Origin of the sequence: Sphaerisporangium corydalis (assembly GCF_025506355.1) — a bacterium.
Classification (GTDB): domain Bacteria; phylum Actinomycetota; class Actinomycetes; order Streptosporangiales; family Streptosporangiaceae; genus Sphaerisporangium; species Sphaerisporangium corydalis.
In genome coordinates this window covers 1-23,656 of record NZ_JANZYP010000086.1, presented here as the reverse complement: position 1 = coordinate 23,656, position 23,656 = coordinate 1, and the positions used below count along the sequence as shown (strand labels likewise).

The following is a 23,656-nucleotide window of genomic DNA, read 5'->3' as shown; positions in this document are numbered from 1 at the left end:
CAACGCGAGTGCGACAGCCGTACGAGGGGTGGTGGTGCGCTATATCACCGCGACGGCGGTGATCAGCCCGATCATGAGGTGGGTCACGCCGAGCAGGACGGCCCCGGGCTGCAGAGACGGCTCGCTCACCAGTTCGCGGACCGAGATGCCCGCGACCCGGTCGAACACCAGCATGCCGAGGGTCTGCACGGCGATGCCGACGAGGCCGAACACCAGCGTGGCGAGCAGGCCCTCCTGGAGCACCCCGCCTGAGGACCAGATGGAGGCCGCGACGATCAGGCCGACGGCGGCGAGGCCGGAGGAGGCGAGCAGCGTGGCGTTGGGGTTGTGGTCGATCCTGATGAGCTTGCTGAGCCGGCCGGGGGTGGCCATGTCGATCACGTAGAAGCCGGCGACCAGCAGCAGGACGCCGAGGATCGCGTACGCGAGGATGGCCAGCGCCCCTCGTCCGAGCGCCTCTCCGAGCGGGGCGGCGAGCGCGTTGATCATCTGTTTCTCCTTGCGCGTACGGGGTGGGGGGCGCGGGGCGCGTCGGATCCGCGCCGGGCGGCGGCGGGGAGCGCCGGGGTCACGGGACGATGCGGTGGGGGACGAAGGAGGACGAGTCATCGGTGATCAGGCCGGAGGTCTCCCTGATGCCGAGCCCGGCCGCCTCGTCCCCGACGACCCACGCGCCGAGCACCGGGCGCCACCCGTCGAAGTCCGGCAGCGCGCGGAACTCCTGGTAGACGTAGCCCTCGGCGCCGTAGTCGCCCTCGGTGCGCTGGATGCCCTCGGGCGACACGATCCGCATGCTCGCGCCCTCCCTGCCGAGCAGCGGCTTCTCGATGTGGGCGGGCAGGTCGCGCGGGCCGTCGAGGTAGGCGGGGAGCAGGTTCGGGTGGCCCGGGTACATCTCCCACAGGACGGCGAGCAGCGCCTTGTTGGACAGGAGCATCTTCCACAGCGGCTCGACCCAGGTCATGGAGACCTGCTGGGCCACCGCCTGCGGGCCGAACGGGTCGGCGACCGCCCACTCCCACGGGTACAGCTTGCACAGCGTGCGGATCACCCGCTGCTCCATGTCCACGAAGCGCAGCGTCCGGGAGTCCCAGCCGATGTCCTCCATGGCGACGGCGACCGTGGTCAGGCCCGCCTGCTGGGCGGTCTCCTGCAGGTAGCCGAGCGTCATGACCTCCTCGCCGGTCTCGTCCATGTTCGTCCACGCGAAGTGCGCCGGGCCGCTCTGCAGCGGCAGCTCCCGCCACCGGTCGACCAGCCGCTCGTGCAGGCAGTTCCACTGGTCGTCGCCGGGGTAGGCGTCCTTGAGCCAGAACCACTGGATGAGCGAGCTCTCGACGAGGCTGGTCGGGGTGTCGGCGTTGTACTCCAGCAGCTTGGCGGGCCCGGTGCCGTCGTAGCGGAGGTCGAAGCGCCCGTACACGTGCGGGTCCCCGCGCCGCCAGGACTCCGTCACCTCCGGCACGGCCCACTCGGGGATCGCGAAGTCGCGGTGCCGCCCGCTTTCGACCACGTGCGCGACGGCCTCCAGGCACATGCCGTGCAGCTCCTCGACCTGGCCCTCCAGGTCGAGGACCTCCTCCATGGTGAAGGTGTAGTGCACGCTCTCGTCCCAGTAGGGCCGGGTCAGGTGCACCGGGTGCGCGGACCGGTGGTAGGCCAGCCCCTGCGCCTCGATGGTCTTCTCCCAGCCGTCCCTGGGCGTGGACGCCTGTCGCCGCACGCGGCCCCCTTCGTGCTTTTTGTCGTCAATGGTCGGTCCGGCTTCGCGGTCGGTACGCGCGTTCAGCTTCCGCCGGAGCCGCGCCCGCCGAAGCCGCCGCGCTGGAGCACCGTGCCCGTGCGGCTGCTGACGTGCGCGTTCGCCGGGCGGATGGTCGTCCCGCGTACCACCCGGCCGGCCTGACGCAGGCCCCCGTAGTACCAGCCGTAGGCGCCGTGCGAGCCGTGGTAGCGGTCGGAGCAGTTCACGTCGCTCACGACCGCGTACGACCCGTCGGCCTGGCGGCTGCCGAGGTCCACGCAGTCGGCGGTGACCCGCTCGGCGAAGGTGTCCTGGACGGCGCAGAACCCGACGACCAGGGTCGAGAGCAGCCCCATCGTCCCCAGCGTGATCATGCTCGAGGACAGCGTCTTGCCCTTGGCCGCCGGCGGGCCGCCCGGAGGTTCTCCGGGCTGCGCCATCGGGTAGGGCGGCCTGGGTTTCGCCATCGCAATCCATCTCTCGAAAAGTCAGCACAGCGTACCGTTTGGCCCGATCAACGGGTTGATCGCCATGAAAGTTTCTAAAGGCCGAAATATCCGTACTTATCAGGCACTTGAGGGGCTGAGACGTGTGGCCGCCGTTGGGTAGGTTCGCGGTGTGGAACCGGTCGCGGCACTGAAGAGGATCGCCTTTCTCCTGGAACGGGCGGGCGAGCCGACCTACCGCGTGCGCGCCTTCCGCGGCGCCGCGTCCACGATCGAGGACATCCCCCGCGACGAGCTCGTACGCCTGGCGCGGTCCGGCGGCCTGTCCGGCCTGAAGGGCATCGGCAAGGTCACCGCCCTGGCGATCACCGAGGCGCTGGACGGCGCCACCCCCACGTACCTGCGCCGCCTGGAGGACACCGCGGGCCAGGACCTGGACGAGGCGGCCACCGCCCTGCTCGCCGCGCTCAGGGGCGACCTGCACAGCCACTCCGACTGGTCGGACGGCGGGTCGCCCATCGAGGAGATGGCCGTGGCAGCCCGCGACCTCGGCCACTCCTACCTGGCCCTGACCGACCACTCCCCGCGCCTGACCGTGGCGCGCGGCCTGTCGCCCGACCGGCTCCGCGAGCAGCTCGACGTCGTGGCCGGGCTGAACGAGAGCCTGGCGCCGTTCCGGATCCTGACCGGCATCGAGGTGGACATCCTGGAGGACGGCTCGCTCGACCAGGAGCCCGAGCTGCTCGACCGGCTGGACGTCGTGGTGGCCAGCGTGCACTCCAAGCTCAGGATGGACGCCGAGTCCATGACCCGCAGGATGGTCCACGCCGTGGCCGACCCCCGGGTGGACGTGCTCGGCCACTGCACGGGCCGCATCGTCCAGGCGGGCGGCCACCGCGGCCGGCTCAGGCCCGAGTCGGCCTTCGACGCCGAGCTCGTCTTCGAGGCCTGCCGCCGGTTCGGTGTGGCGGTCGAGATCAACTCCCGCCCGGACCGGCTCGACCCGCCCAAGCGGCTGCTGCGGCTGGCGTACGAGATGGGGTGCGTGTTCTCGATCGACTCCGACGCCCACGCGCCGGGTCAGCTCGAATGGCAGCGTTTCGGCTGCGAGCGGGCCGTCCTGTGCGGCATCGAACCCGGCCGTGTGGTCGGCACGTGGCCCCTGGACGACCTGCTGGCCTGGACCGCGCGGTAGGGGCCCCAGCCTTGATCAGGAAATTTGGGCGATCATCGTCAAATGTCGGGAGCCCGGCGTAGCTTCGGGATGTGCCCCCCACCGCCCGGCTCTACGCCATTGTCGAGGAACTGCGCGCGGCCTCCCCACGGCCCCGGTCGGCGCGGGAGCTGAGCGCCCGGCTGGAGGTGAGCGTCCGGACGGTCGAGCGCGACATCGCCGCCCTCCGGGCGGCCGGCGTGCCCGTCGTCGAGGCGCACGGCGACGAGGGCTACGCCATCGCCGAGAACGGCCCGCCGTCCCCGCTGAGCCTCACCCCCGCCGAGGCGGTGGCCGTCGCGCTCGCGCTGAGCCAGGTGGGGGAGGAGCCCTACGCGGCCGGCGCCCGCAGTGCGCTGCGCAAACTGGCCGCCGCCTCCACCACGGCGACGCCCGCCTCCACCACGGCGACGCCCGCCGGCGCCGCGCCGGGCGAGGAGGTGCGGGACGAGGTCGCCCGGGTGATCGGGGAGGCGCTCCGGCACAGCAGGGTGCTGAGCATCGTGTACGTGGACCGCACCGGCGTCTCCACCGAGCGCGACGTCGAGCCGGGCGTGTTCATCGGCGGTCGCGGCGGGTTCTGGTACCTGGTCGGCTGGTGCCGGCTGCGGCAGGACGTCCGGGTGTTCCGGCTCGACCGCATCGCCGGCGCGTCGCTGACCACCGAACCGGCGCGGGCGCGGCGCCAGCTCGAAGAGTACGCCCCCGACATCCCCGACCTGATCGCCCGCGACTCGCCCCCCGCCTGACCCGCCCCAGGCCGGAGCGCCGTGCGGCCGGGCCGGCGGGACCTGCTGGGCTTCGTCTGCCTGCCTCTCAGGCGACCTGAGGGGATTATCCGCCCCGGGGGTCGTTGAGGGCTCAGGAACGCCCCTGGGGCCCGCCACGCGGCCGTGAGGCGGGCGTCCACCGGCGACGGCGCGCGCGTACGGCCAGGCTCCCCGTACGGCCAGGCTCCCCGTACGGCCAGGCTCCCCGTACGGCCAGGCTCCCCGTACGGCCAGGCTCCCCGTACGGGCTGGGACGGCACAGGCCCCCGCGTGGTGGTCACGCGGGGGCCTGTGGACGTCCGGGGAGGTCAGACTCCCATGGACTGCGTCTCGTTGCTCTCCGGGGTCGGCTGGGCGACGACCTCGGTGACGCCGTTCTTCAGGTGGTAGCGCGAGATCGCCTCACGCAGGACCTCCTGCTTGACCTCGCCGCGCTTGGCCAGCTCGGTCAGCACGGCCAGGGTGATCGACGCGGCGTCCACGTGGAAGTGGCGGCGCAGCGCCGAGCGGGTGTCCGACAGGCCGAAGCCGTCGGTGCCGAGCGACGCCCAGTCGCCCGGCACCCACCGGGAGATCTGGTCGGGCACGGCCCGCATGTAGTCGCTGACCCCCACGAACGGGCCGGGCACGTCCGTGAGCGTCTGGGTGACGAACGGGACGCGCTGCTCGGACTCGGGGTTGAGCAGGTTGTGCTCGTCGCATTCGAGCGCGTCGCGGCGCAGTTCGGTCCACGAGGGCGCCGACCACACCTCGGCCGCCACGTTCCACTCCTCGGCCAGCAGGCGCTGCGCCTCGAGGGCCCAGCGACCGGCCACGCCCGAGGCGAGGATGTTCGCCCGGGGCCCCTCGACGGCGGGGGCCTCCGCGAACCGGTAGAGACCCTTGAGCACCCCGTTGACGTCGAGGTTCTCCGGCTCGGCCGGCTGCGGGTAGGGCTCGTTGTAGACGGTGAGGTAGTAGAAGATGTTCTCGGGCTGGTCGCCGTACATGCGCGCCAGTCCGTCCTTGACGATGTGCGCGACCTCGAAGGCCCACGTCGGGTCGTACGACACCGCCGCGGGGTTCGTCGAGGCGATCAGCGGCGTGTGGCCGTCCTCGTGCTGGAGGCCCTCGCCGTTGAGCGTGGTGCGCCCGGCCGTGGCCCCGATCAGGAAGCCCCTGCCCATCTGGTCGCCGAGCTGCCACATCTGGTCGGCGGTGCGCTGGAACCCGAACATCGAGTAGAAGATGTAGATCGGGATCATGTGCTCGCCGTGCGTGGCGTACGTCGAACCGGCGGCGATCACCGAGCCCATGGAGCCGGACTCGCTGATCCCCTCGTGCAGGATCTGGCCCTCGACCGACTCCTTGTAGGACAGCAGCAGGGCGCGGTCGACCGCGTCGTACGTCTGCCCGTGCGGGGAGTAGATCTTGGCGGTCGGGAACATCGCGTCGATGCCGAAGGTGCGGGCCTCGTCGGGGATGATCGGCACGAACCGCGAGCCGATCTCCTTGTCGCGCATGAGGTCCTTGAGCAGGCGGACGAACGCCATCGTCGTGGCGACGTTCTGCTTGCCCGAGCCCTTCTTCAGGTCGGCGTAGACCTTGTCGCCGGGGAGCTTGAGCGCCTTGGCGCGCGTGACGCGCTTCGGCAGGTAGCCGCCGAGCGCCGCGCGGCGCTCGCGCATGTACGCGATCTCCTCGTCGTTCTCGCCCGGGTGGAAGTACGGGGGCAGGTCGCCCTCGAGGTCCTTGTCCGGGATCGGGAGGTAGAGGCGGTCGCGGAACTCCTTCAGCTCGGCCTTGGTCATCTTCTTCATCTGGTGCGTGGCGTTGCGCGCCTCGAAGTCCTTGCCGAGGGTCCATCCCTTGATGGTCTGGGCGAGGATCACCGTGGGCTGGCCGACGTTCTCGCGGGCCGCCTTGAACGCCGCGTACACCTTGCGGTAGTCGTGACCGCCGCGCGACAGCTTGCGGATGTCGTCGTCGGAGAGGTGCTCGACCATCTTGCGCAGCCGCGGGTCGTCGCCGAAGAAGTTCTCCCGGATGTACTCACCGGACTCGACGGAGTAGGTCTGGAACTGCCCGTCGGGGGTGGTGTTCATCTTGTTGACGAGCACGCCGTCGACGTCGGCGGCCAGGAGCTGGTCCCACTCGCGGCCCCAGACCACCTTGATGACGTTCCAGCCGGCGCCGCGGAAGTACGACTCCAGCTCCTGGATGATCTTGCCGTTCCCGCGTACCGGGCCGTCCAGGCGCTGCAGGTTGCAGTTGATCACGAAGGTGAGGTTGTCGAGCTCCTCGCGGGAGGCGAGGCCGATCGCGCCGAGCGACTCCGGCTCGTCCATCTCGCCGTCGCCGAGGAAGCACCACACGTGACTGCGGCTGGTGTCCTTGATCTTGCGGTTGAGCAGGTAGCGGTTGAACCGGGCCTGGTAGATCGCGCCGATCGCCCCGAGGCCCATGGAGACCGTGGGGAACTCCCAGAAGTCGGGCATCAGGCGCGGGTGGGGGTACGACGGCAGGCCCTTGAAGCCGTGGGACAGCTCCTGCCGGAAGGCGTCGAGCTGGGACTCGTTCAGCCGGCCCTCCAGGAACGCCCTGGCGTAGATGCCGGGGGCGGCGTGGCCCTGGATGAAGACCTGGTCACCCGACTCGCCGTGGTCCTTGCCGCGGAAGAAGTGGTTGAAGCCCACTTCGTACAGCGACGCGGCCGAGGCGTAGGTGGCGATGTGCCCACCGACGTTGGTGCGGGCGTTGGCCCTGGTCACCATCACCGCGGCGTTCCACCGTGTGTAGGCCCTGATGCGCCGTTCGACGTACTCGTCGCCCGGGAACCAGGGCTCGCGCTCCGGCGGGATGGTGTTGATGTAGTCGGTGCTCCGCAGTCCGGGCACCCCGACCTGATGCTCTCTGGCCCGCTCGAGCAGGCGCAGCATCAAGTAGCGGGCTCGGCTACGACCCTCCGTCTTCACGACGGTGTCAAGCGACTCGAGCCACTCCTGGGTCTCGCTGGGATCGACATCAGGCAACTGGCTGGGTAGGCCGTCACTGATGATCGAGAAACGCTGGCGTCCGGAAGCCACTGGGTCTCGCCTTCCGAGGATGGACTGGTAGGCCTCTATCTACGATGTCTAGGTCGTCTTCCATCCTGGCCGCTTACTCCGGAAAGTGCATCTCTACCGTCCGGTAACCAAGATGTCCCTGCTGGCAGGCGCACAAGTATGGCCTAGACCACCGATGGTAGGACGATTCTCCCAGCAAGCAGTAACTCCCACAAAGCAGGGTGCGCGTCCGCCTCACCATCAGGGGGGTCGTCAGGGTGTCCGCGCCCCCTGTCTCCCCCCTTCCCTGCGGCCTTGTGCACATGTGCCTGGCGCCGGAACACCGGGACGGGTACGGCGCCTCCTATATGTATGGGGACGGCCGCTCGACGGGGACTGGAAGCCCGCTCGACATGGGCTGGACGGCCGCTCGCCGTGAGGAAGGCCACTGCCGGGCGGCCGGTCGCCGGGCCCGCGCCCCGAACCGGGGCGCCGCATCCGCGCAGGGTAACGTTTCGGTGTTGTTTTCTCCACCCTCTGCCAGGGGAGGGGGTCCTCCCCTTTCCGCCGGGCCCGGGCCGTACGACCCTGGAAGTGACCCCGGAGAAGGAGGGATCGATATGCACGCGACCATAGGCGACCGGCTCCTCGTCCACGGATGCACCGTGGGGGACAGGGATCGCCCAGGCTTGATCATCGACGTGCGCGGCGCGGACGGCCGCCCGCCGTATGTCGTGCGATTCGACGACGGGCACACCGGATTGGTGTTTCCCGGGCCGGATGCGATTGTCGTCCCAGTTCAGCGGGGATCATAAGATCCGGTAGGTGAGATCTCAGACGTTCGAGGTGAGCACGGGGGCCAGGGAACGGGTGCACGACATCACCCGGCAGTGCGAGGAGTTCGCCCTGTCGTGTGGAGGGGACGGGCTGCTGAACGTGTTCGTCCCGCACGCGACGGCGGGGGTGGCGCTGCTGGAGCTGGGCTCCGGCAGCGACGAGGATCTTCTCAGCCTGCTGAGTGACCTGCTGCCGGCCGACGAGCGATGGCGGCACGCCCATGGCTCGCGGGGTCATGGCAGGTCACATGTGATGCCGGCCTTCATCCCGCCGCACGCCACGGTCCCGGTGATCGACGGGCGGCTGGCGCTCGGAACATGGCAGTCAGTCGCTATCGTCGACCTCAACGTCGACAACACGGAACGGCGTGTTCGTTTGTCGTTTTTGTCTGACTAGCAGATAACGGTGCGGGTCACCGGTCGTGGCGACCGTTGACGACGATGGGTCACAGCGTGTGGACTGTGCCGAAGCGGCCTCGCAGGGGCCGGTAAACCGCATAGGGCGGGGCCATCCAAGCAGGAGGGATAAACGTGAGCGCGACCGCGGGTCAGGCGCAGGGCGAGCGCGGCCTGGCCGAGCGACTCGGTCTGAAGCCGGGTCAGGTGGTGCAGGAGATCGGCTGGGACGAGGACTCCGATGAGGAGCTCCGCCAGTCGATCGAGGAGCTGACCGGCAACGAAATGGTCGACGAGGATTCCGAAGAGGTCGTCGACGTCGTGCTGCTGTGGTGGCGCGACGGGGACGGAGACCTGTTCGACGCCTTGACCAATGCGATGGCCGGATTGGCCGACGGCGGTCAGATCTGGCTGCTGACCCCCAAGGTGGGACGGGAAGGTCACGTCGAGCCCAGCGACATCGGGGAGGACGCCACTACGGCGGGGCTCTCCCAGACCAGCAGCGTCAGTGCGGCCCGCGACTGGTCGGGCACGCGACTGGTCACTCCTAAGGGCCGCCGCTAGAGCTCTTCTATCCGCTTTCCCTGCCGTACGGCTGACACAGGCCGTACGGCAGGAGTGATGTGCGCTCGCGGTCGCCCGGCCGGCGTCCGGGCGTCTGGTGTGGGGAAGGGACGGCATGGCTGTCGACGTGGGCGACGAGGCCCCCGGGTTCGCGCTGAAGGACCAGCACGGCGCCGTGGTGCGGCTAGCCGGCCTGCGGGGTAAGCGAGTGCTGCTCGTGTTCTACCCGTTCGCCTTCAGCCCGGTCTGCCATGGCGAGCTCCGCGCGATCAACGACGAGATCGTCATCCCCGGCCCATCGGACGTCCAGGTGCTGGCCGTGTCCGTCGACTCGATGTTCGTCCACCGGGCGTGGGCCGACCAGGAGGGCTTCACGTTTCCGTTGCTCTCCGACTTCTGGCCGCACGGCGAGGTGGCGCGGACGTACGGTGTCTTCGATGACGAACGGGGTCTCGCGCTGCGCGGGACCTTCCTCATCGACGGCGAGGGCGTGGTTCGGTGGAAGGTTGTGAACCCGGTCCCCTCGGCGCGCGACATCTCCGAGTACCACAAGGTGCTCGCTGAAATCTCCTAGCGAAGTGCGCCTGGCGGCGACGACCTGGCGAAGACGAAGGCGGTGGCGACGATGCCCTGCTATCGGTGCGGGGTCCGGCAGACGGACCCGGTGCGTGGCGCGAGCCCGTGGCGGCGGGGAGTCCGCCGAGAGGTCCAGGTGCTCGTCTGCCCGGCCTGCCAGCGTGAGCACGACCTGGACCTGGATCACTGCGGATCCTGCGGCTCCACCATGCTGATCTGCCGGCTGGGCGAGGTGGAGTGCCGGTCCTGCGGGGCGGTGCGGCTCGCGCACTCCTCCAGGAACATCGGGGACACGGCGGGCGAGTCCGGGCCCTCGTTGGTACGGGCGGGGGCGGCCCCCGGGCTGTCGGAGGAGGTCGAGGCCGCCCTCAACCGCGTCCTGGGACGGCGTCCCACCTCCTGAACCTGGGGCCTCAGCCTCCGTGTCGCGCCGCGTGGTTTTTGACTCATGTGCACATTTGGGAAAAACTTCGCCAGACCACACAAGAGGCCCCGGAACCATGCCGTATCCGGCAGGCCTCGAAGATCGTGAACCAGGGGGAAGAACTCGATGCACAACTCCACCCAATCGAGATCATCCACCCCACCCCTCCCGCCAAACCCCCCTGGGCCGGCCGTCCTCCTACCGGCGTCCCTGCCCCTCCCGCCGAACCCGCTTGAGCCAGCCCCCATCCCATTCCGCTCAGCGACGTCCTCGAGCTTCACGCCGAGCTCGCCCGGAGCGGGCCGCTTCCCCCTCACTTCCGCGGCGTCCCCGACCCCCACGCCGAGATCGACTTCATCGGCAGGGGCAGGCGAATGAACCCGTACGTCGTCGCTCTCGACGTGGGCGGAACCACCATGAAGGGCGGTCTCGTCAACTCCGCGGGCCAGGTGCTGCTGGCCGACCGCCGGGCGACCCCGCGCGACGAGGGCCCCCTGCGGGTGGTCGAAGCGATCAGGACCTTCATCGCCGACCTCGCACAGGCTGGCGGGGGTACGCCCGCCGGTGTCGGCCTCGCGGTCCCCGGCCTGGTGACCCCCGACACGGCCGTCTACGCGGCGAACATCGGCTGGAAGGACGTGCCCGCCGGCGACTTCACCTCGCTCGGCGTCCCGGTCCGGCTGGGACACGACGTGCGCACCGGCGGCCTGGCCGAGCGAGTCCTCGGCGCCGGCCGCGCCGAACCAGACTTCCTGTTCCTCTCGATCGGCACCGGAATCGCCGGAGCCATGATCATCAGGGGCGAGCCGTACGGCGGGGCGTCCGGCTGGGGCGGCGAGATCGGCCACATCGCCGTCTTCCCCGACGGCGAACGCTGCGCCTGCGGCCAGATCGGCTGCCTGGAGACCTACGCCTCGGCCGCCTCGGTCTCCCGCCGCCACCACGACCGCCAAACCCGCACCGCCTCCCTCCGCCTGGCCACCCCGGACCCCACACCCATGTCCGACCCCACACCCATGTCCGACCCCGCGTATCGGTCCGCACCCCGTCCCGTACCCGTCCCGGTGCCCGTCTCCGCCGAGGACGTCGTGACCCTCGCCATGCGCGGTGACTCGGACGCCTCCATCGTCTGGGACGAGGCCCTGGAAGCCCTGTCGATCGCCCTCGCGTCGTACACGCTCCTGCTGGACCCGTCCTCGATCGTCCTCGGCGGCGGTCTCGCCGAGGCCGGGCCCGCCCTGTTCGAACCCCTCGCCGAACGCCTCGCGGCCAGGCTCACGTTCCGGGGCGCCCCTCCGCTCCGCCGAGCGGCCCTCGGAATGAACGCCGGCATGCTCGGCGCCGCCCTGCTCGGCTGGCAGGCGGCCGGCGTCCCCGACCCTGGCGCCACTTGGGCCCTCGATGTGCTCAGGTCCCCCGCTGTACCGTAGGGTGTAGCCCGTCCGCGCCCCGAAAGGGACGCCCGGGGCGCTTAGCTCAGCGGTAGAGCACTCGCCTTACAAGCGAGGGGTCACTGGTTCGAACCCAGTAGCGCCCACCCAAAAAGTCGACGACGACGCCCTCACGATCAAAGGTCCTCGCCTCCGATCAAAGGTCCTCGCCTCCGATCAAAGGTCCTCGCCTCCGGCTCGGGCGTTTTCCTAGGGGAGCCTCCGGCCCCCGAACGAGGGGCAAGCCCCTCGAGCTCCCCATCCGCCACTCGGTGCCCCAGCAGCGCCACCACACTCGCCGAACGCGTCTCCTCCGTGATCTTTACGGAGTCAACGGACGACCTGCTGGCGGCCCCTTCGGTCTTGTCGATGAAGCGGCCTTGCCCTGCTCGCGATGACGACGCGCGAACCGATCCAAAGCCAGCCACCACACCGGGGATGAGAGCGGACGAACACCCCACACGCATGCTCCCCGACCGTCAGCCCCTCACTCTGGAGCACCTGGAGAGCATTGAGGATGGTCCCCGCGCCACGCCGTATGCTGTATGAGCCGCGCCTCAGAGGGGCACCTTCTCACCCTCGGCAAGGTTGCCTTGCTCGATCGCATCCCGGATGTGCTCGGCGATCTGACGGAAACAACGCCCCGATGACTGGTCGGATCCCGCTCCGGGAAAACCACCTCGGCTACGACCCAACTCCTCGACTCGCACCTACGTGAATTACTACCGTCGAGGATTGCGATCCGCGCCACCGGAGGTAATCCCAATGGATCACCACGCCACCCACTCCGTCAGCGTGGCAGGCGTGATCATCGACGACCAAGGCCGAGCCCTGCTCACCCAACGCCGAGACAACGGCCACTGGGAAGCACCTGGCGGCATCCTCGAACGCGACGAGGACATCACCACCGGCCTCCTCCGCGAGATCCACGAAGAAACCGGCCTCCACGTCGAGCCCATCACCCTGACCGGCGTCTACAAGAACATGACCCGCGGCATCGTCGCCCTGGTCTTCCGCTGCAAAATCATCAGCGGCCACCTCACCGAAACCAGCGAAACCCAATCCTTCCGCTGGGCCACCCCCAACGAAGTCCGCACCCTCACATCCGAAGCCTTCGCCATCCGCGTCCTAGACGCCATGCGAGACGACCCCACCCCAGCCATCCGCCACCACAACGGCACCCACCTGCTCTAAAGCAGCACCGCAACGCCCGCATACTCGTAGGGCGGATCTTGCCGAATTGCTCTCTTACGAATCAAGCGCGGCGGCGCTCGCCGCCGCGGCACGGCCCGCCGCCCGCACGCCCGGCCGGGCGTGCGGCGTGGACGCCGGTCCCGGCCGGCGGCGGGAACGCGGGCCGCCCGCCGCACGAAGCGCCAGCCGTGCTAAGCCGCACCCGCTGGCCAGGGGACGCGCCACCGCACAGATGCAACACAACGATCGCCATACTCTTGCTGGCCAGCGCACATGGTTGAGGCGATCGAAGGGCTGGGACATCGTTCCTTTGTCCCAGCCCACCGGACTGCCGGGGCAGCCACGACGCATGCTCATCGCTGCCCCTGTGCGTCTATGAGGACCGTACCCGGAGTTCCAAGATCGCTCTAAAGGAGGCGCCACACAGAGGCAAGCTCAGGCCCAGCATTGAAGGTCCGATACCTCACCTTAGAGGCCAAGCAAAGATAGACTATGAGGCTCTTGATCCGGTTCGTCCTGAACTTGCGGATCTAGCGGGATACACCGTAGGGGGCGATGATGTCGAGTGGTATGGCTTCAGCGGGGAAGCAGATTTCTCCTGCTGCCTATGGCGCGCTGGCCAACGCCCTCACAGCCATCTTTTGGAATAAGAAGCCGTTTGAGCGGTATCTTCGCCGGGCGCTACGTGGCCATCCTGAACTGCTTGCGCAGATAGATTTCAACGATCTAAAGCGCGTTGTCGCAGAAGAAGTAGTCGACCGGCTTATGGCAAAAGAGCATCAATATCAGGACGTTACCCTCGGCCTAATGCTGGATATCTCTAATATGGAGACCTTTTCAAATCTTGAGCAGCAGACAGATCGAACCCATCTGGTCTCCCAAGCCGCAGTGGCCGTTGCCGATCTACGTCGTTTTACTGCCCAGTACGGAGAGCTTCTCAAGGCGCATGCTGACTTCGCAAAGGATCTCGAGGAGTACCGCAGATCTGCAACAAAGCAGCGAAATTTCTCCGAATCGCTCGACCTTCTAAAGGCAGAGTTCCTGGCTTTGCAGGCGTCGAGTGATCCGCAACAGCGAGGACGGGCGTTCGAAGGATTCCTCTATCGCTTGTTTGAGCTCTTCGATCTGGAGCCGCAACTAGCCTACAATCTAGAGTTCCAGCAGATCGATGGCTCGCTAACATTCGATACGGACGACTATATCGTCGAAGCGAAGTGGCTCAAAGGCTCAGTAGAGTTTAAAGATGTAGTCCTTCTCAATGAGAAGGTGCTTCGTAAAGGACGGAACACTCTAGGGCTTTTTATAAGCGTGAACGGATTCTCTGCAGGAGCAATCGACGCATATCGCGAGAAGACATCCTTCATAACGATAGATGGAAGCGATTTGTATTACGTGCTTGATCAGCGAATTCGACTGGATGACCTTTTGCGACGCAAGAGGCGATATGCCAGTGATACTGGCAGCTGCTATTTTCCTGCAAGCGAAATACTTCAGGGTTTCTAGGCTGCTCAGGGTCACATATGATCATCGGGGTCAGCCTCGTTTGCCCAGGTGATCAGACCGAGTTGCAAGCAAGAAGCCAGGGGTTTCAGCTGCAAAGCGTCTCCGGCGAGAGCCTCAGCTCCGGGGCGATCTCCCGCGTGACTGTTGGGCCGTAGCTGGCTGAGGCAGGGGACTGATCACCCCATCCGCCGCGACGCAGGCGACCCCAGCCAGCCGGCTCCTCCGGCACAAGCCTGTCTGTGACCGTTGGTGTCCGACGACCGAGGAACGAGGACCCGCGGACGTACGCGCGAAGACGGGCTTTTGCCTCCGTCGCCGGCCTGCTGCCGCTTCGCGGTGAGTCAAGGCAGGCGGGTTGATCAAGCGGGCGTGAACTGCGCGTGTCCGTACAGAGATCGAACCGTTCACTCGCTGAAAAAGCCACCCGACCATACGAAACCCCTACTTATGTTCTGACCTCCTAGAGCCTCAGCCCGCCAGTACTTCCATCTTTGAGCCAGATATCTCTTCCTATCCTCTCCAATTAGTGGGATGACTTCGAGAGGCGACTCTATCTCGGAGATCTCTGAAGCTAATGTTTTAGTTGACTCTCCCGTCTTGATAGTTGGCGGCATGCGCACCATCCTGAACTCGCTTTGTATGCCCGATATGGTAGAGCAATTCTGTGCATCTCTCTCAGGACGTAATTGGTCGAATGTGTATAAGAACTCGGAGTCTCGCGGTATAAAGTCCCGCTTCCTTCTAAGGCGATCCGGATGTTCATGTCTACTGGTAGCGTGTCGGAATTCTGAGTCGCGTCCGTATATGAGCAGGAATTGTGTCTCTATTCTCTGGTAGCCGAGTTCTGCTGGTATATATGAACGGCGGAATGTCAACATGTTTTCCGGATTCGCAAACCATACCTTCCATTCGAGAAGCTGATCAAGGGCTTGCGTCAACTCGGCAGATGATTGACCCCCTGTGATGAACCACGGCTTTCCCGGCGCCTCTATCTCAATGCACAGTACGTACACGGTCGCCGTGTCGCTACGGACCCACATAAAGTCCGGGATTCGATCATGCCCTAGCCCCTTAAGGCGTGGCTGAGTTATGACTGCATCCCAGCACGCGCCATGGTGTCCTCGGCCCACATCGTCTGCGGCGCCGGGAAGTAAAGAAGGATGTTGCTCTAAAAATTCCTGTACGAGTGATTCCGGCGGATTCGACTGTAAAAGATTACGCCATTGCCCAATAAGCCACGGCTCGTATACCTCCCAGGGGACTGCCTGGGGTCGGTTTGGGTTACGGTAATGCTCAAATTCCAGGGGATCATCGGGCCACGCATCGTCGTTCGATGATCTATTCTCTTTTATTCGAGCCCAGGTGGCTCGCGCAGCCTCCTCATAACTGCCGTACTCTTCATATATATCGAGCTCGCCTGCAGAATGATTGTAAGGTTTTGGCGGGTTTTCCATGAATGCAACCTTCATCGTATTGGTGATGACCGTGTTTGCTCGGCTTAGGATATAATAGCTGGATCGACCGGGTTGTATGACCCCCTTGATGAATTTGCTTCTTAGCCCTGCGGTCCAGGGTCTTGAACATGGCTCCCTGACGGCACCGTAGCCTCGTGGAGAGAGGTACGCGGGCAGAGTGCGAGGTTGCAAGATCCGGAAATTGCGCGGAATGGGGGCAGGACAATGGTTGCCAGTTGGAGCCCCGCCGCAGGTAGGTGAGTAGTTGAGGCGGACAGCGTCGAGTCCTGTAAAGCCGTCGGCATTTAGTCTGAGGATCGTGCGAGGCGTGAACAGGCAAAGATCAGCCTCCGGCGGGGGCCTCGGCTCCGGGGTGGTCTCCTGTATGACCCCGGGGCCGTAGGTGGCTGAGGTGGGGCTGATCACCCCGGCTGCCGCGACCCAGGCGAGCCCAGCAGGCCGGCTCCTCCGGTACAAGCCCGTCTGTGGCCGTTGGCGTCCGATGGCCGAGGAACGGTGGCCGGTGGACGTACACGCGAAGACGGGCTTGTGCCTCCGTCGCCGGCCTGCTGCCGCTTCGCGGTGGGTCGAGGCAGACGGGGTGATCAGGTGGGGGAGCTGTGCGGGTACGCAGGGGGTGAGTGCCTCCCTAGTTGCAGTTCTAGTTGCAGTACGAGCCCGTACGACGGCGTTCCAGGCGGACCGGTGTGGGGCGTTGGTCCAGGTGGGACTGATCGGGACGGCCAGGATTCGAGCTGCTAATGCGGTTTAGGTCTGCAGGGGTGTCGTGGCCACCTACGTGCCATCTGCGTGCCCGAGGGCGTGCCACTTCGTGTCGTCCAGCACGGTGGAAACACAGGTCGGCAGCATGATCACCGTGCCATTAGCGTGCCATTAGCGCCCGCTGGGCACGGTCGTTCGTGGTAGGTCAGGCGCGGCGCGCCGCAGGTCCAAGCCCTCTTGGGACGATCGTGGCTCCTTACAAGCGAGGGATCACTGGTTCGAACCCAGTAGCGCCCACCACGAGGTTCAGATCTGAGTTGGTAGGTCAGAGCCTCTCCGGCATTGGACGGATGCCAGGGCTGCATCGCGCGGTGATTGCTCGCCTTCCTCAGATGGATTGCGTGGGGGTCGCCGATGGGCTGCTGCCGCTTGTTCGAGGAATGTTCGTAGTCCGCTCCTTTGATCCGCTTGACCTCAACGTTGCGGGACGGATCGGGCGCCGCGGGCTTGGTGTGGCGGGTCGATGCCCCAGCCGATGACGCGGCGCGGGTAGATGCGGATGATCGGGCCGGACGTACGGGCGGCGCTGTCGGAGGGGGTGTCGATGGCTTCTGCGGTGCCGCGGATCTCCAAGCATCGGATGCTGTCCATGCCGCCCGACATGTCGTCGACGACGACGGCGGCCCGTGGCCTCGCCCGCACATTGCGGTATTTACGGCTGGCGGCCATGTTGTGACCGCCGATGTCGATCGTGTTAGTCACCGGATTGTAGTAGCAGGACACCGGATTGACCTGCGGGCCATCATCCGGTCCAATCGTGGCCAGACGGCCGAGTCGCTGGGCGGAAATGTAGGCGATCTCACCCTCGGTGAAGACGGTGGTGTCGATTCGGCTCACGTCGTCACCAGCACGATTTTCCCGCGGGCATGACCGGTCTCGATCTCGCGATGCGCGAGGGGCGCTTCCTCCAGGCCGAATCGCTTCCATATCGGCACCGTCAGGTCGCCTTTCTTGTATCGAGCGACAAGACCGGCGAGGCGGGCGGCTGATCGGTCGGTCCCGACCCTGCGTACCCCAAGACGTTGTTCGGCCTGCCAGTCGACCAGGGTGATGGCGCGCTCGGCCGTGCCGAGCAGCCGCACGGAAATGTCGTTGGCCTCGCCGCCGACGCAGTCCAGTGCCGCGGTGATGCCGTCCGGCGCCAGTTGCCGGACCCGATCGGCGAGTCCCGGTCCGTACGTCACCGGCATGGCTCCGAGGCTCTCCAGGTAGGCGTGATTACGCTGACTTGCGGTGCCGATCACGGTGGCCCCGCGTGCGATCGCGAGCTGTGTCGCGAACGAGCCGACGCCACCGGCCGCCGCATGTATCAGCAGGCGGTCGCCGGCGGTGACGTTCAGTGCGTCGAGCGCGGTGTCGGCTGTTTGTCCGCTGGCTGATAGCACTCCGGCTTCTGTCCATGGCATGGCGGACGGCTTGCGTACGGCGCTGCTCGCCGGTGCCACGACGGTGTCGGCGTATCCGACACTGTCGACGAAGGCGATGATCGCCTCGCCTGCCGTGAACTCGGTGACACCGGTCCCGACCATGTCTACGACACCCGCCACCTCGTTTCCAAGGCGCGCGGGGAACACGGCGGGGTTGTACTGGGCGAAAGCGCCACGTCGGTAGCCGGCGTCGAATGGCTGCACGCCGGCCGCCTTCACCCGTACTCGGATCTCCCCTTCCGCAGGGTGCGGGTCGTCCGCTTCGACCACCTGAAGCACCTCCGGTTCGCCGTACTCGGCGAACACCACGATCCTCGCCATGTCTTACCCCTTCATGTGTCCAGCTCGTCGAAGAAGTATCAATCGATTGGTGGACAGTTGTCAATCAAGTGATTGAGTGCTTTGTTGGGGCGGTGGTCGCGCGAGAAGGGGTAAGCGAACAGCCACGTGCGCCTCCTCGGCACCGCACTCCAGGAGAGCGTGACCAGATGGCCTAGCGAACCCGGCAGAGACGTCGGTGGGGAGCAATGCCTGCTCGATGAACACAGACGGCGCTGGTCCGCCCGTCAGAAGACACGGGTGCCTCCGGGGGCCACTTTCGCCGAGTCGCTACAGGCGTATCTCGACGTGACCCTCGATCACCTGGAATGAGTGCGCCCGGTCGTGTGGCAGACCCTCTGCGGCAACCCCGGCCAAGGTACCGAGGAGTCCGATCACCTACAGGGGCAGCGAATCGAAGACGGTGTGCGCCGCATCCGCGATCGTCAGCGCGCGGGCGAGCTCACCGACTCGGTCAGTGCCGAGTTCATCGTGCTGCTCGCGCACATGGCTGCCTTCGCCTCGGTCGCCATACCGCAGATGGTGCAGGGCAGTTCGGGCAGGCGAGCGCTGGTCCTGCCGGTCAGTTTTCAAGGGGCTCTGCGCCGAGGAACCGCAGCTCCAGTATCTCTGGGGAGAAGGGAAGACCGGTGACTCTGCTAGCCAGAGCGAACGAGCGCTCCATCGGGAAGTCGATGTGTGCATCATCGACGTCGATGTCATGGTCGGGGTCCAGGCCGGCTTCGCGCATCTCCATGACGAAACGATCCGGGTCGCTGCCCGACCGTTCGTCCGGGAGCATTGGGTCGAACAAGACGACCGGCTCGCCGTCGACGATGTACGCGAAAGTGTCCGAGGCATAGTCGTGCCGGCAGACCGACACGACCTCGGTTCCTCGCGAGACCGGGGTGTATATCTCAGAGTCGACAGCGATCTGCCATCCCCCCGGTTCGACGACCACGGTCCAGTCACCGATCTTCGCGGCGCCGATGTAACCGGCCGCGTCGTCCCTCATGCTCTCCGCCGAGCGCTCGTCCAGCTCGGCGAACGTCACCTCCTCCAGGGTGCTCTCGTCCACGCCGAACCGCCGGAGGACCTCCTCCGGCGATAGGCCTCGGACGAAGGACACGCAGTAGATCTCACCTAGTTGTTCATAGCCGGAGAGCCAGCGGAACTCCTCGGGACACTCTGTCATCATCGCTCCTTCGATCACCGGAGCAGCATGATCGCAGTCCCCTCCGACAAAAGAGACTCAAGATCTTTACCGGCGAAGACGCGCAGGAAGACGAGCCTGACCCAGGCCACTTCTAAGTGACCAACACCCCCTCGTATGGACGACCACCGAGGTGTCGGAATGGAGATGGCTATGACGGCGGGATGGTTCTCTCGTCGTCCGGCGCTCTACGCGGGATGGGTGGTAGTGGCGCGAGACGACGCGCCTCGGTTTTGGACTGCTCGTCAAGGCGCACTGCGAGATCGGCGAGACTGTCGGCCCCGATAACGTTCCGGATGCCTCGCCGTTCAGCTTCGACCGACCAGGAATGATGCCGGACGGCGACCCATCCGCCGTAGAAATCGAAGATCTGCCAGGTACGACCGTGACGCTGCTGGAGCTGCCCAAGACTGGGAGCGCTCACGGCACCATCTGCCAGTCCTGAGCCTTACCCACCAAGAGCGTGAGTGCCTCCGCCCCCTCGTTGACGGGGAACAAATAATGCAAGGCCTCACCCACCAGGCGAACGAGGTAGGCCGCCTCACTAGCACCCTGAACGATGCCCACCGTCGCACGCAGCCGGCGATCCGCCCCACGCACCTCCAACACCGGAGGGGCATACCCCGGCGGGCAGCATTCCTCAAATCGCAACCGAACCCGCACCACCCGCACCACCCGCCCACGAACGCCATGCACCCTCAGCGCGTCATTAAGCCCGCCTAACAACGCGTCGTAGTACGTCGCCGTCGACTGCTCTACGGCGTCACCCGAGAGCGCCACGAGCCTGATCTTCCTTCACACATGAATGATTGAGATCACCCGGCTGGGGTGCTTCGCTCTGGGTATCCGGGCGGTTGACGGACTCCGTCCGCCGCAGTTCCGTAGGCCCACCCACCGATTGAGCATCGGCGTTGGCCTGACGCGCTCGGATGAAGTGCCAGCCCTTCATGCGACATGAGGGGCACTTTCCCTCGCATGACTCCTGACTAAGAAACATGGCGTTAAGAATGGGTAACTCAGTGTGTGCAACCCATCCCATGCCGGTATTCATTAGCTGGATGCTGGTATCCGGTGGCGGTGTGCACCGTCAGCACTTATCGTCGAAATTGCCCTACTTGCGGCCTGAGTAGGCACGGAAGGATGTCACCGAATGCTTGCAGGCTCGGCAGACCCTTACAAGATCCTCGCCGCCGTCTGGCAGCGCCCAGCGATGCTTGATGCCCTCCAAGCCCGTGACATGGGACAAGTCTTCCGGTTAGTGCGTCAGTACGCAGGTATGAGCCAGACGGCTATCGGTATCGCAACCGGGCTTAGCCAGGGCAAAGTGAGTGAAATCATGAAGGGCGCGGTACAGGTCAGCAAGCTGGAGGTGTACGAAAGAATCGCAGACGGGCTACACATGTCCGATGCCGCCCGGACGGTCTTGGGATTGGCCTGCCACACCAGCCACGAGCCTGCCCCTCTGCTGACCCGAAGTCCAACCCCGGTTAGTATCCCGTCCTGGGATGGCATCCCAGCTTCCCTCCGGCTTAGCGTCGAAAGCGATGGTTTCGACTCGCTTCGTTGTGACCCCGCAAGCGTTGATCTCATGACGCTGGCGTGGGTGGTGGGAAGGCTGGACGCACGTATGGACCGCAGGACGATGCTGCTCCTCGCAGCGGGAATGACTGCCGAAGCGGCAGTTGGCATCTCTGATCCATGGGAACGGTTCTCCAAGGCACTGACGGGCCAGGGAAGGCTGGACGAAGACGCCATAGAGCGATTGGAAGCCCGTACCGTGGGCTTTCACCGCCTGGAGTTCGGCCTACCTGCCCGAGCGATATACCAAGGCTTGACCACGCATATCAACGAGATCAGCACCCTGCTCCAGAGTGGAGTGCCGGAGTCCTACCGCCGTCGCCTTGCCATCACTGCTGGGGAAGCGGCAACCCTCGCCGCCTGGACCGCTTGGGATCTTGGCCAGTCGAACCAGGCCACATCGTTCGAGCGGTTGGCCGCATTGGCGGCCAAGGAGAGTGGGCATCGCGTCATCCAGGCATGCGCATACGCCTACCAGGCTTACACGGTCAGCGGTCGAGATGCCTATGAGCAGATCCAGCACGCGAAAGAGTTCCTGCCTACCCGTGGGGAGGATGCCACCCGTGCGTGGCTGCTGTATCGGGAAGCCGAGGAAGTGGCCGCTCTTGGAGACCGGCGTTCGCTGGATGTCCTTCAGCAGGCGGAAGAGGTATACACCCGGGCCCGCCCGCACCGAGAGCACGCATGGACACGCTTTCTCGACGTCGGACGCGTCGCAGCCTTCCGTCTGTCGATCTATGTTGGCCTTGGCGACGAGCGCCGGGTCACGGAGGCGGGTCAGGAAGCCCTGTCCGCTGTCGCCTCTGACAGCGAGGGCAAAAGGGTCTCCGTCATATATGCCGACATCGCCCAGGGTCAATTCAAGCTCGGCAATCACTCGGAAGGACTTTCCTTCGCTCGACGCGCCCTGAAATCCGTACGCCATACGGAATCGAACTGGGGTCTCCGGCATCTCGCCACGTTGGAACGGGCACTCACCGGCAGGAGAGACCAGGCCTCGCAGGAACTCCTTCAGGAGATCGCCGCTACTCGCCAGGACCGGAGTTCGTCTCTCTCTTGATCCACTCCAGGTAGTCAGCAGTGCCGGCCACCAGGGGGACGGCGACGATCTCGGGAACCTCGTAGGAGTGGAGCCCTCGGACGTGGGCTGCGAGATCGTCGAACCGATCGGAGGTGGTCTTCATGAACAGTAACCACTCGTCCGATCGCTGTACCTCGCCTTCCCACCAGTACGTGGAAGCGATGGGGGCGACAACTTGGGCGCACGCGGCCAGGCGCCGTTCCACAACGGCCGAACAGATCTGATCGGCTTCCTCACGACTGCCCGCCGTAACGTGCACTTCCACGCAATCCGACACTGAACCTCCTGGCGAGACGACGGCGCCGCCGTCCCCGCGACGACATGACTACCAGGCTGAGCATAGATCACTATCGAATCGTGCTTGATTCGGGTTGTGCCGTCCGCTGGCAGTCCGCTTGATCTTCCGGTTAAAAGTTACCGTCTACCGCCTAATAGCCCCGCCCTGGAATCGGCGCAACAATAACCAATCGCAGTTGGGCTAAGTAGTGCGGACAGGGCTGCTGGTGCTGGGCGCGTCATTGGTCGTTGTTGTGGGTTTTGGTTTCGGGTCGGAGCGTTGCGTGCTGGTGGTCAGGAGGAAGGCGGCGCTCAGGTAGGCGATGCCGATCCACACGGATGGTGGGGAGGTGACGCCTAGGCTCTTGTCTGGGCTGATGAATGTCCAGGTGAGGCTCAGCCAGCGATAGGTCGCCGTCGCGAGGATGTTAATTGCTCCGAAGGTGATCAGGACGCCGGTCACCATGAGGACGACGCGCCGACTGCGGAGGATGGCCGTGAGCGCGACGAGGATCGCGGGCACCGCGAACATGAGGACCGCTGAGTCGAAAAGGAAGATTCTTAGAACAGACAGGCCACCGAGATTAAGGAACTCGGCCACGGTGGTGATTCCGGTTCCCGCGCCGGTGGTGTCAAGCTCGCCGCAAGGGCCGGACCCGGCCCATCCGCATCGGGAGAACATGGTCGGGGCCAGGGCAAGTGCTGTAGCCGATAACCGCCATGGCCATGACCGCATTCACAACCTCCTGAGGTGACCGACCATCATGCTCGCCATGTGATCGAGTAAAGAGTATGACACACGTGTGGCTGGCGAGTGGCGGGCGAACGATGTGTTTTCGGAGGTGGTCAAAGGCATGGCCCCCAGAAGAAGAGGCAGCTGGCTAGGCCAAGGATTGCCGTATTGGTTCTGGGATAACGATAAAGATCGCGAGAGAATGTGCCATGTTATAAAGGCGTTTCGTCGCGGTGAACGGCGCCCCGTGAGTCAGATGGCCAAGGCGGCCAGAGGGATCGTGGGAGGAGTCGTCGAGGCAGTGGTGGAAAGGCGGTTTCTGAGTGGGCTGATCTATCGGTGGGTGGGCTCGTAGTCTGGGGTTCATGGGTGAGAGATTCGGTGAATCGGTGGGTTTTCAGCGGGTGCCGTTCGATGTGGCGGCATACCATCGTCGGACGTTGGAGGGGCCGTGCTTCGTCTGTGGCATCGTGGGCGGAGATCCGCGTTATGACCTTGAAAAGCTCATCTACGAAGATGACCGGCATATCGCGTTCCTTGCTCGCTATGAACCGCGCCGGGTTTCGTGGAGACTCGGCTACTTGGTTTCTGCCGCGGTGACTGCGGCCTGTTGGTGACGGTAGTAGATCGCTTCGTACTCTGCGGGTGGGATGTCGCCGCAGGCGGTGTGCAGC

Annotated in this window: 22 protein-coding genes and 1 tRNA gene; 12 read left to right on the top strand and 11 right to left on the bottom strand. The window is 65.7% G+C overall.

What is annotated here, in order from left to right; genetic code table 11:
* Nucleotides 1–39: 39 nt before the first annotated feature.
* From NYZ98_RS37525 to NYZ98_RS37515, 3 genes are all read right to left on the bottom strand, one after another.
* Entirely contained in the window at nt 40–489 is a 450-nt protein-coding gene (locus NYZ98_RS37525; protein ID WP_262849488.1) for a DUF350 domain-containing protein, read from the bottom strand.
* Nucleotides 490–568: 79 nt separating this feature from the next.
* Nucleotides 569–1,723 carry a glutathionylspermidine synthase family protein gene (locus tag NYZ98_RS37520; RefSeq protein WP_262849486.1) on the bottom strand — a complete coding sequence of 385 codons (1,155 nt, stop codon included), beginning with the start codon at nt 1,721–1,723 and terminating at the stop codon, nt 569–571.
* Between the two features lie 62 nt (nt 1,724–1,785).
* The gene (locus NYZ98_RS37515) at nt 1,786–2,211 is read right to left on the bottom strand and encodes a hypothetical protein (RefSeq protein WP_262849483.1); all 426 of its coding nucleotides are present in this window, start codon (nt 2,209–2,211) and stop codon (nt 1,786–1,788) included.
* A 151-nt stretch (nt 2,212–2,362) separates the two neighbouring features.
* Between NYZ98_RS37515 and NYZ98_RS37510 the strand changes: the two genes are divergently transcribed.
* Nucleotides 2,363–3,385: a PHP domain-containing protein gene (locus NYZ98_RS37510; protein ID WP_262849481.1), complete on the top strand. Its 1,023-nt coding sequence runs from the start codon at nt 2,363–2,365 to the stop codon at nt 3,383–3,385.
* 71 nt (nt 3,386–3,456) lie between these two features.
* Complete coding sequence (locus tag NYZ98_RS37505) at nt 3,457–4,152, top strand: helix-turn-helix transcriptional regulator (protein ID WP_262849478.1); 696 nt, start codon at nt 3,457–3,459, stop codon at nt 4,150–4,152.
* A gap of 329 nt (nt 4,153–4,481) precedes the next feature.
* Here NYZ98_RS37505 and aceE read toward each other — a convergent pair whose 3' ends face one another.
* The gene (aceE, locus tag NYZ98_RS37500; RefSeq protein WP_380707485.1) at nt 4,482–7,238 is read right to left on the bottom strand and encodes a pyruvate dehydrogenase (acetyl-transferring), homodimeric type; all 2,757 of its coding nucleotides are present in this window, start codon (nt 7,236–7,238) and stop codon (nt 4,482–4,484) included.
* 281 nt (nt 7,239–7,519) lie between these two features.
* On the opposite strand from aceE, the gene NYZ98_RS41445 reads away from it, so the two are divergent.
* From NYZ98_RS41445 to NYZ98_RS37455, 9 genes are all read left to right on the top strand, one after another.
* Nucleotides 7,520–8,011 carry a DUF1918 domain-containing protein gene (locus NYZ98_RS41445; RefSeq protein ID WP_316249646.1) on the top strand — a complete coding sequence of 164 codons (492 nt, stop codon included), beginning with the start codon at nt 7,520–7,522 and terminating at the stop codon, nt 8,009–8,011.
* Between the two features lie 10 nt (nt 8,012–8,021).
* Nucleotides 8,022–8,429 carry a secondary thiamine-phosphate synthase enzyme YjbQ gene (locus NYZ98_RS37490; RefSeq protein WP_262849474.1) on the top strand — a complete coding sequence of 136 codons (408 nt, stop codon included), beginning with the start codon at nt 8,022–8,024 and terminating at the stop codon, nt 8,427–8,429.
* Nucleotides 8,430–8,563: 134 nt separating this feature from the next.
* Nucleotides 8,564–8,992 carry a DUF3052 domain-containing protein gene (locus tag NYZ98_RS37485; protein ID WP_262849471.1) on the top strand — a complete coding sequence of 143 codons (429 nt, stop codon included), beginning with the start codon at nt 8,564–8,566 and terminating at the stop codon, nt 8,990–8,992.
* 115 nt (nt 8,993–9,107) lie between these two features.
* Nucleotides 9,108–9,566, top strand: a complete 459-nt coding sequence (locus NYZ98_RS37480; protein ID WP_262849469.1) for a peroxiredoxin — start codon at nt 9,108–9,110, stop codon at nt 9,564–9,566.
* A gap of 90 nt (nt 9,567–9,656) precedes the next feature.
* The gene (locus NYZ98_RS37475) at nt 9,657–9,971 is read left to right on the top strand and encodes a hypothetical protein (protein WP_262849467.1); all 315 of its coding nucleotides are present in this window, start codon (nt 9,657–9,659) and stop codon (nt 9,969–9,971) included.
* A 395-nt stretch (nt 9,972–10,366) separates the two neighbouring features.
* Nucleotides 10,367–11,422 carry an ROK family protein gene (locus NYZ98_RS37470; protein WP_262849465.1) on the top strand — a complete coding sequence of 352 codons (1,056 nt, stop codon included), beginning with the start codon at nt 10,367–10,369 and terminating at the stop codon, nt 11,420–11,422.
* Nucleotides 11,423–11,457: 35 nt separating this feature from the next.
* Nucleotides 11,458–11,529, top strand: a tRNA-Val gene (locus NYZ98_RS37465).
* 658 nt (nt 11,530–12,187) lie between these two features.
* Complete coding sequence (locus NYZ98_RS37460) at nt 12,188–12,616, top strand: NUDIX hydrolase (protein ID WP_262849462.1); 429 nt, start codon at nt 12,188–12,190, stop codon at nt 12,614–12,616.
* 558 nt (nt 12,617–13,174) lie between these two features.
* A complete protein-coding gene (locus NYZ98_RS37455) occupies nt 13,175–14,119 on the top strand; it encodes a restriction endonuclease (protein WP_262849460.1) in 945 nt (314 codons plus the stop codon).
* A 404-nt stretch (nt 14,120–14,523) separates the two neighbouring features.
* Here NYZ98_RS37455 and NYZ98_RS37450 read toward each other — a convergent pair whose 3' ends face one another.
* From NYZ98_RS37450 to NYZ98_RS37430, 5 genes are all read right to left on the bottom strand, one after another.
* Nucleotides 14,524–15,588 carry a DUF4263 domain-containing protein gene (locus NYZ98_RS37450; RefSeq protein WP_262849458.1) on the bottom strand — a complete coding sequence of 355 codons (1,065 nt, stop codon included), beginning with the start codon at nt 15,586–15,588 and terminating at the stop codon, nt 14,524–14,526.
* A gap of 1,182 nt (nt 15,589–16,770) precedes the next feature.
* Entirely contained in the window at nt 16,771–17,193 is a 423-nt protein-coding gene (locus NYZ98_RS37445; RefSeq protein ID WP_262849455.1) for a PPOX class F420-dependent oxidoreductase, read from the bottom strand.
* Entirely contained in the window at nt 17,190–18,104 is a 915-nt protein-coding gene (locus NYZ98_RS37440; protein ID WP_262849453.1) for an NADP-dependent oxidoreductase, read from the bottom strand. The genes NYZ98_RS37445 and NYZ98_RS37440 overlap by 4 nt, the downstream gene beginning before the upstream one ends.
* 580 nt (nt 18,105–18,684) lie before the next feature.
* Nucleotides 18,685–19,314, bottom strand: coding sequence for a DUF6461 domain-containing protein (locus NYZ98_RS37435; RefSeq protein WP_262849450.1), 630 nt, complete (start codon nt 19,312–19,314; stop codon nt 18,685–18,687).
* Nucleotides 19,315–19,734: 420 nt separating this feature from the next.
* Nucleotides 19,735–20,094 carry a hypothetical protein gene (locus NYZ98_RS37430; RefSeq protein WP_262849448.1) on the bottom strand — a complete coding sequence of 120 codons (360 nt, stop codon included), beginning with the start codon at nt 20,092–20,094 and terminating at the stop codon, nt 19,735–19,737.
* Nucleotides 20,095–20,464: 370 nt separating this feature from the next.
* Between NYZ98_RS37430 and NYZ98_RS37425 the strand changes: the two genes are divergently transcribed.
* Nucleotides 20,465–21,952 carry a helix-turn-helix domain-containing protein gene (locus tag NYZ98_RS37425; RefSeq protein WP_262849446.1) on the top strand — a complete coding sequence of 496 codons (1,488 nt, stop codon included), beginning with the start codon at nt 20,465–20,467 and terminating at the stop codon, nt 21,950–21,952.
* On the opposite strand, the gene cutA is transcribed toward NYZ98_RS37425, so the two are convergent.
* Nucleotides 21,918–22,178 (bottom strand): divalent-cation tolerance protein CutA, encoded by a 261-nt coding sequence (gene cutA, locus NYZ98_RS37420; protein WP_316249647.1) that lies wholly within the window; start codon nt 22,176–22,178, stop codon nt 21,918–21,920. The two genes, NYZ98_RS37425 and cutA, sit on opposite strands and share 35 nt — an antisense overlap.
* A gap of 273 nt (nt 22,179–22,451) precedes the next feature.
* Nucleotides 22,452–22,850 carry a hypothetical protein gene (locus NYZ98_RS37415; RefSeq protein WP_262849441.1) on the bottom strand — a complete coding sequence of 133 codons (399 nt, stop codon included), beginning with the start codon at nt 22,848–22,850 and terminating at the stop codon, nt 22,452–22,454.
* Nucleotides 22,851–23,656: the final 806 nt, after the last annotated feature.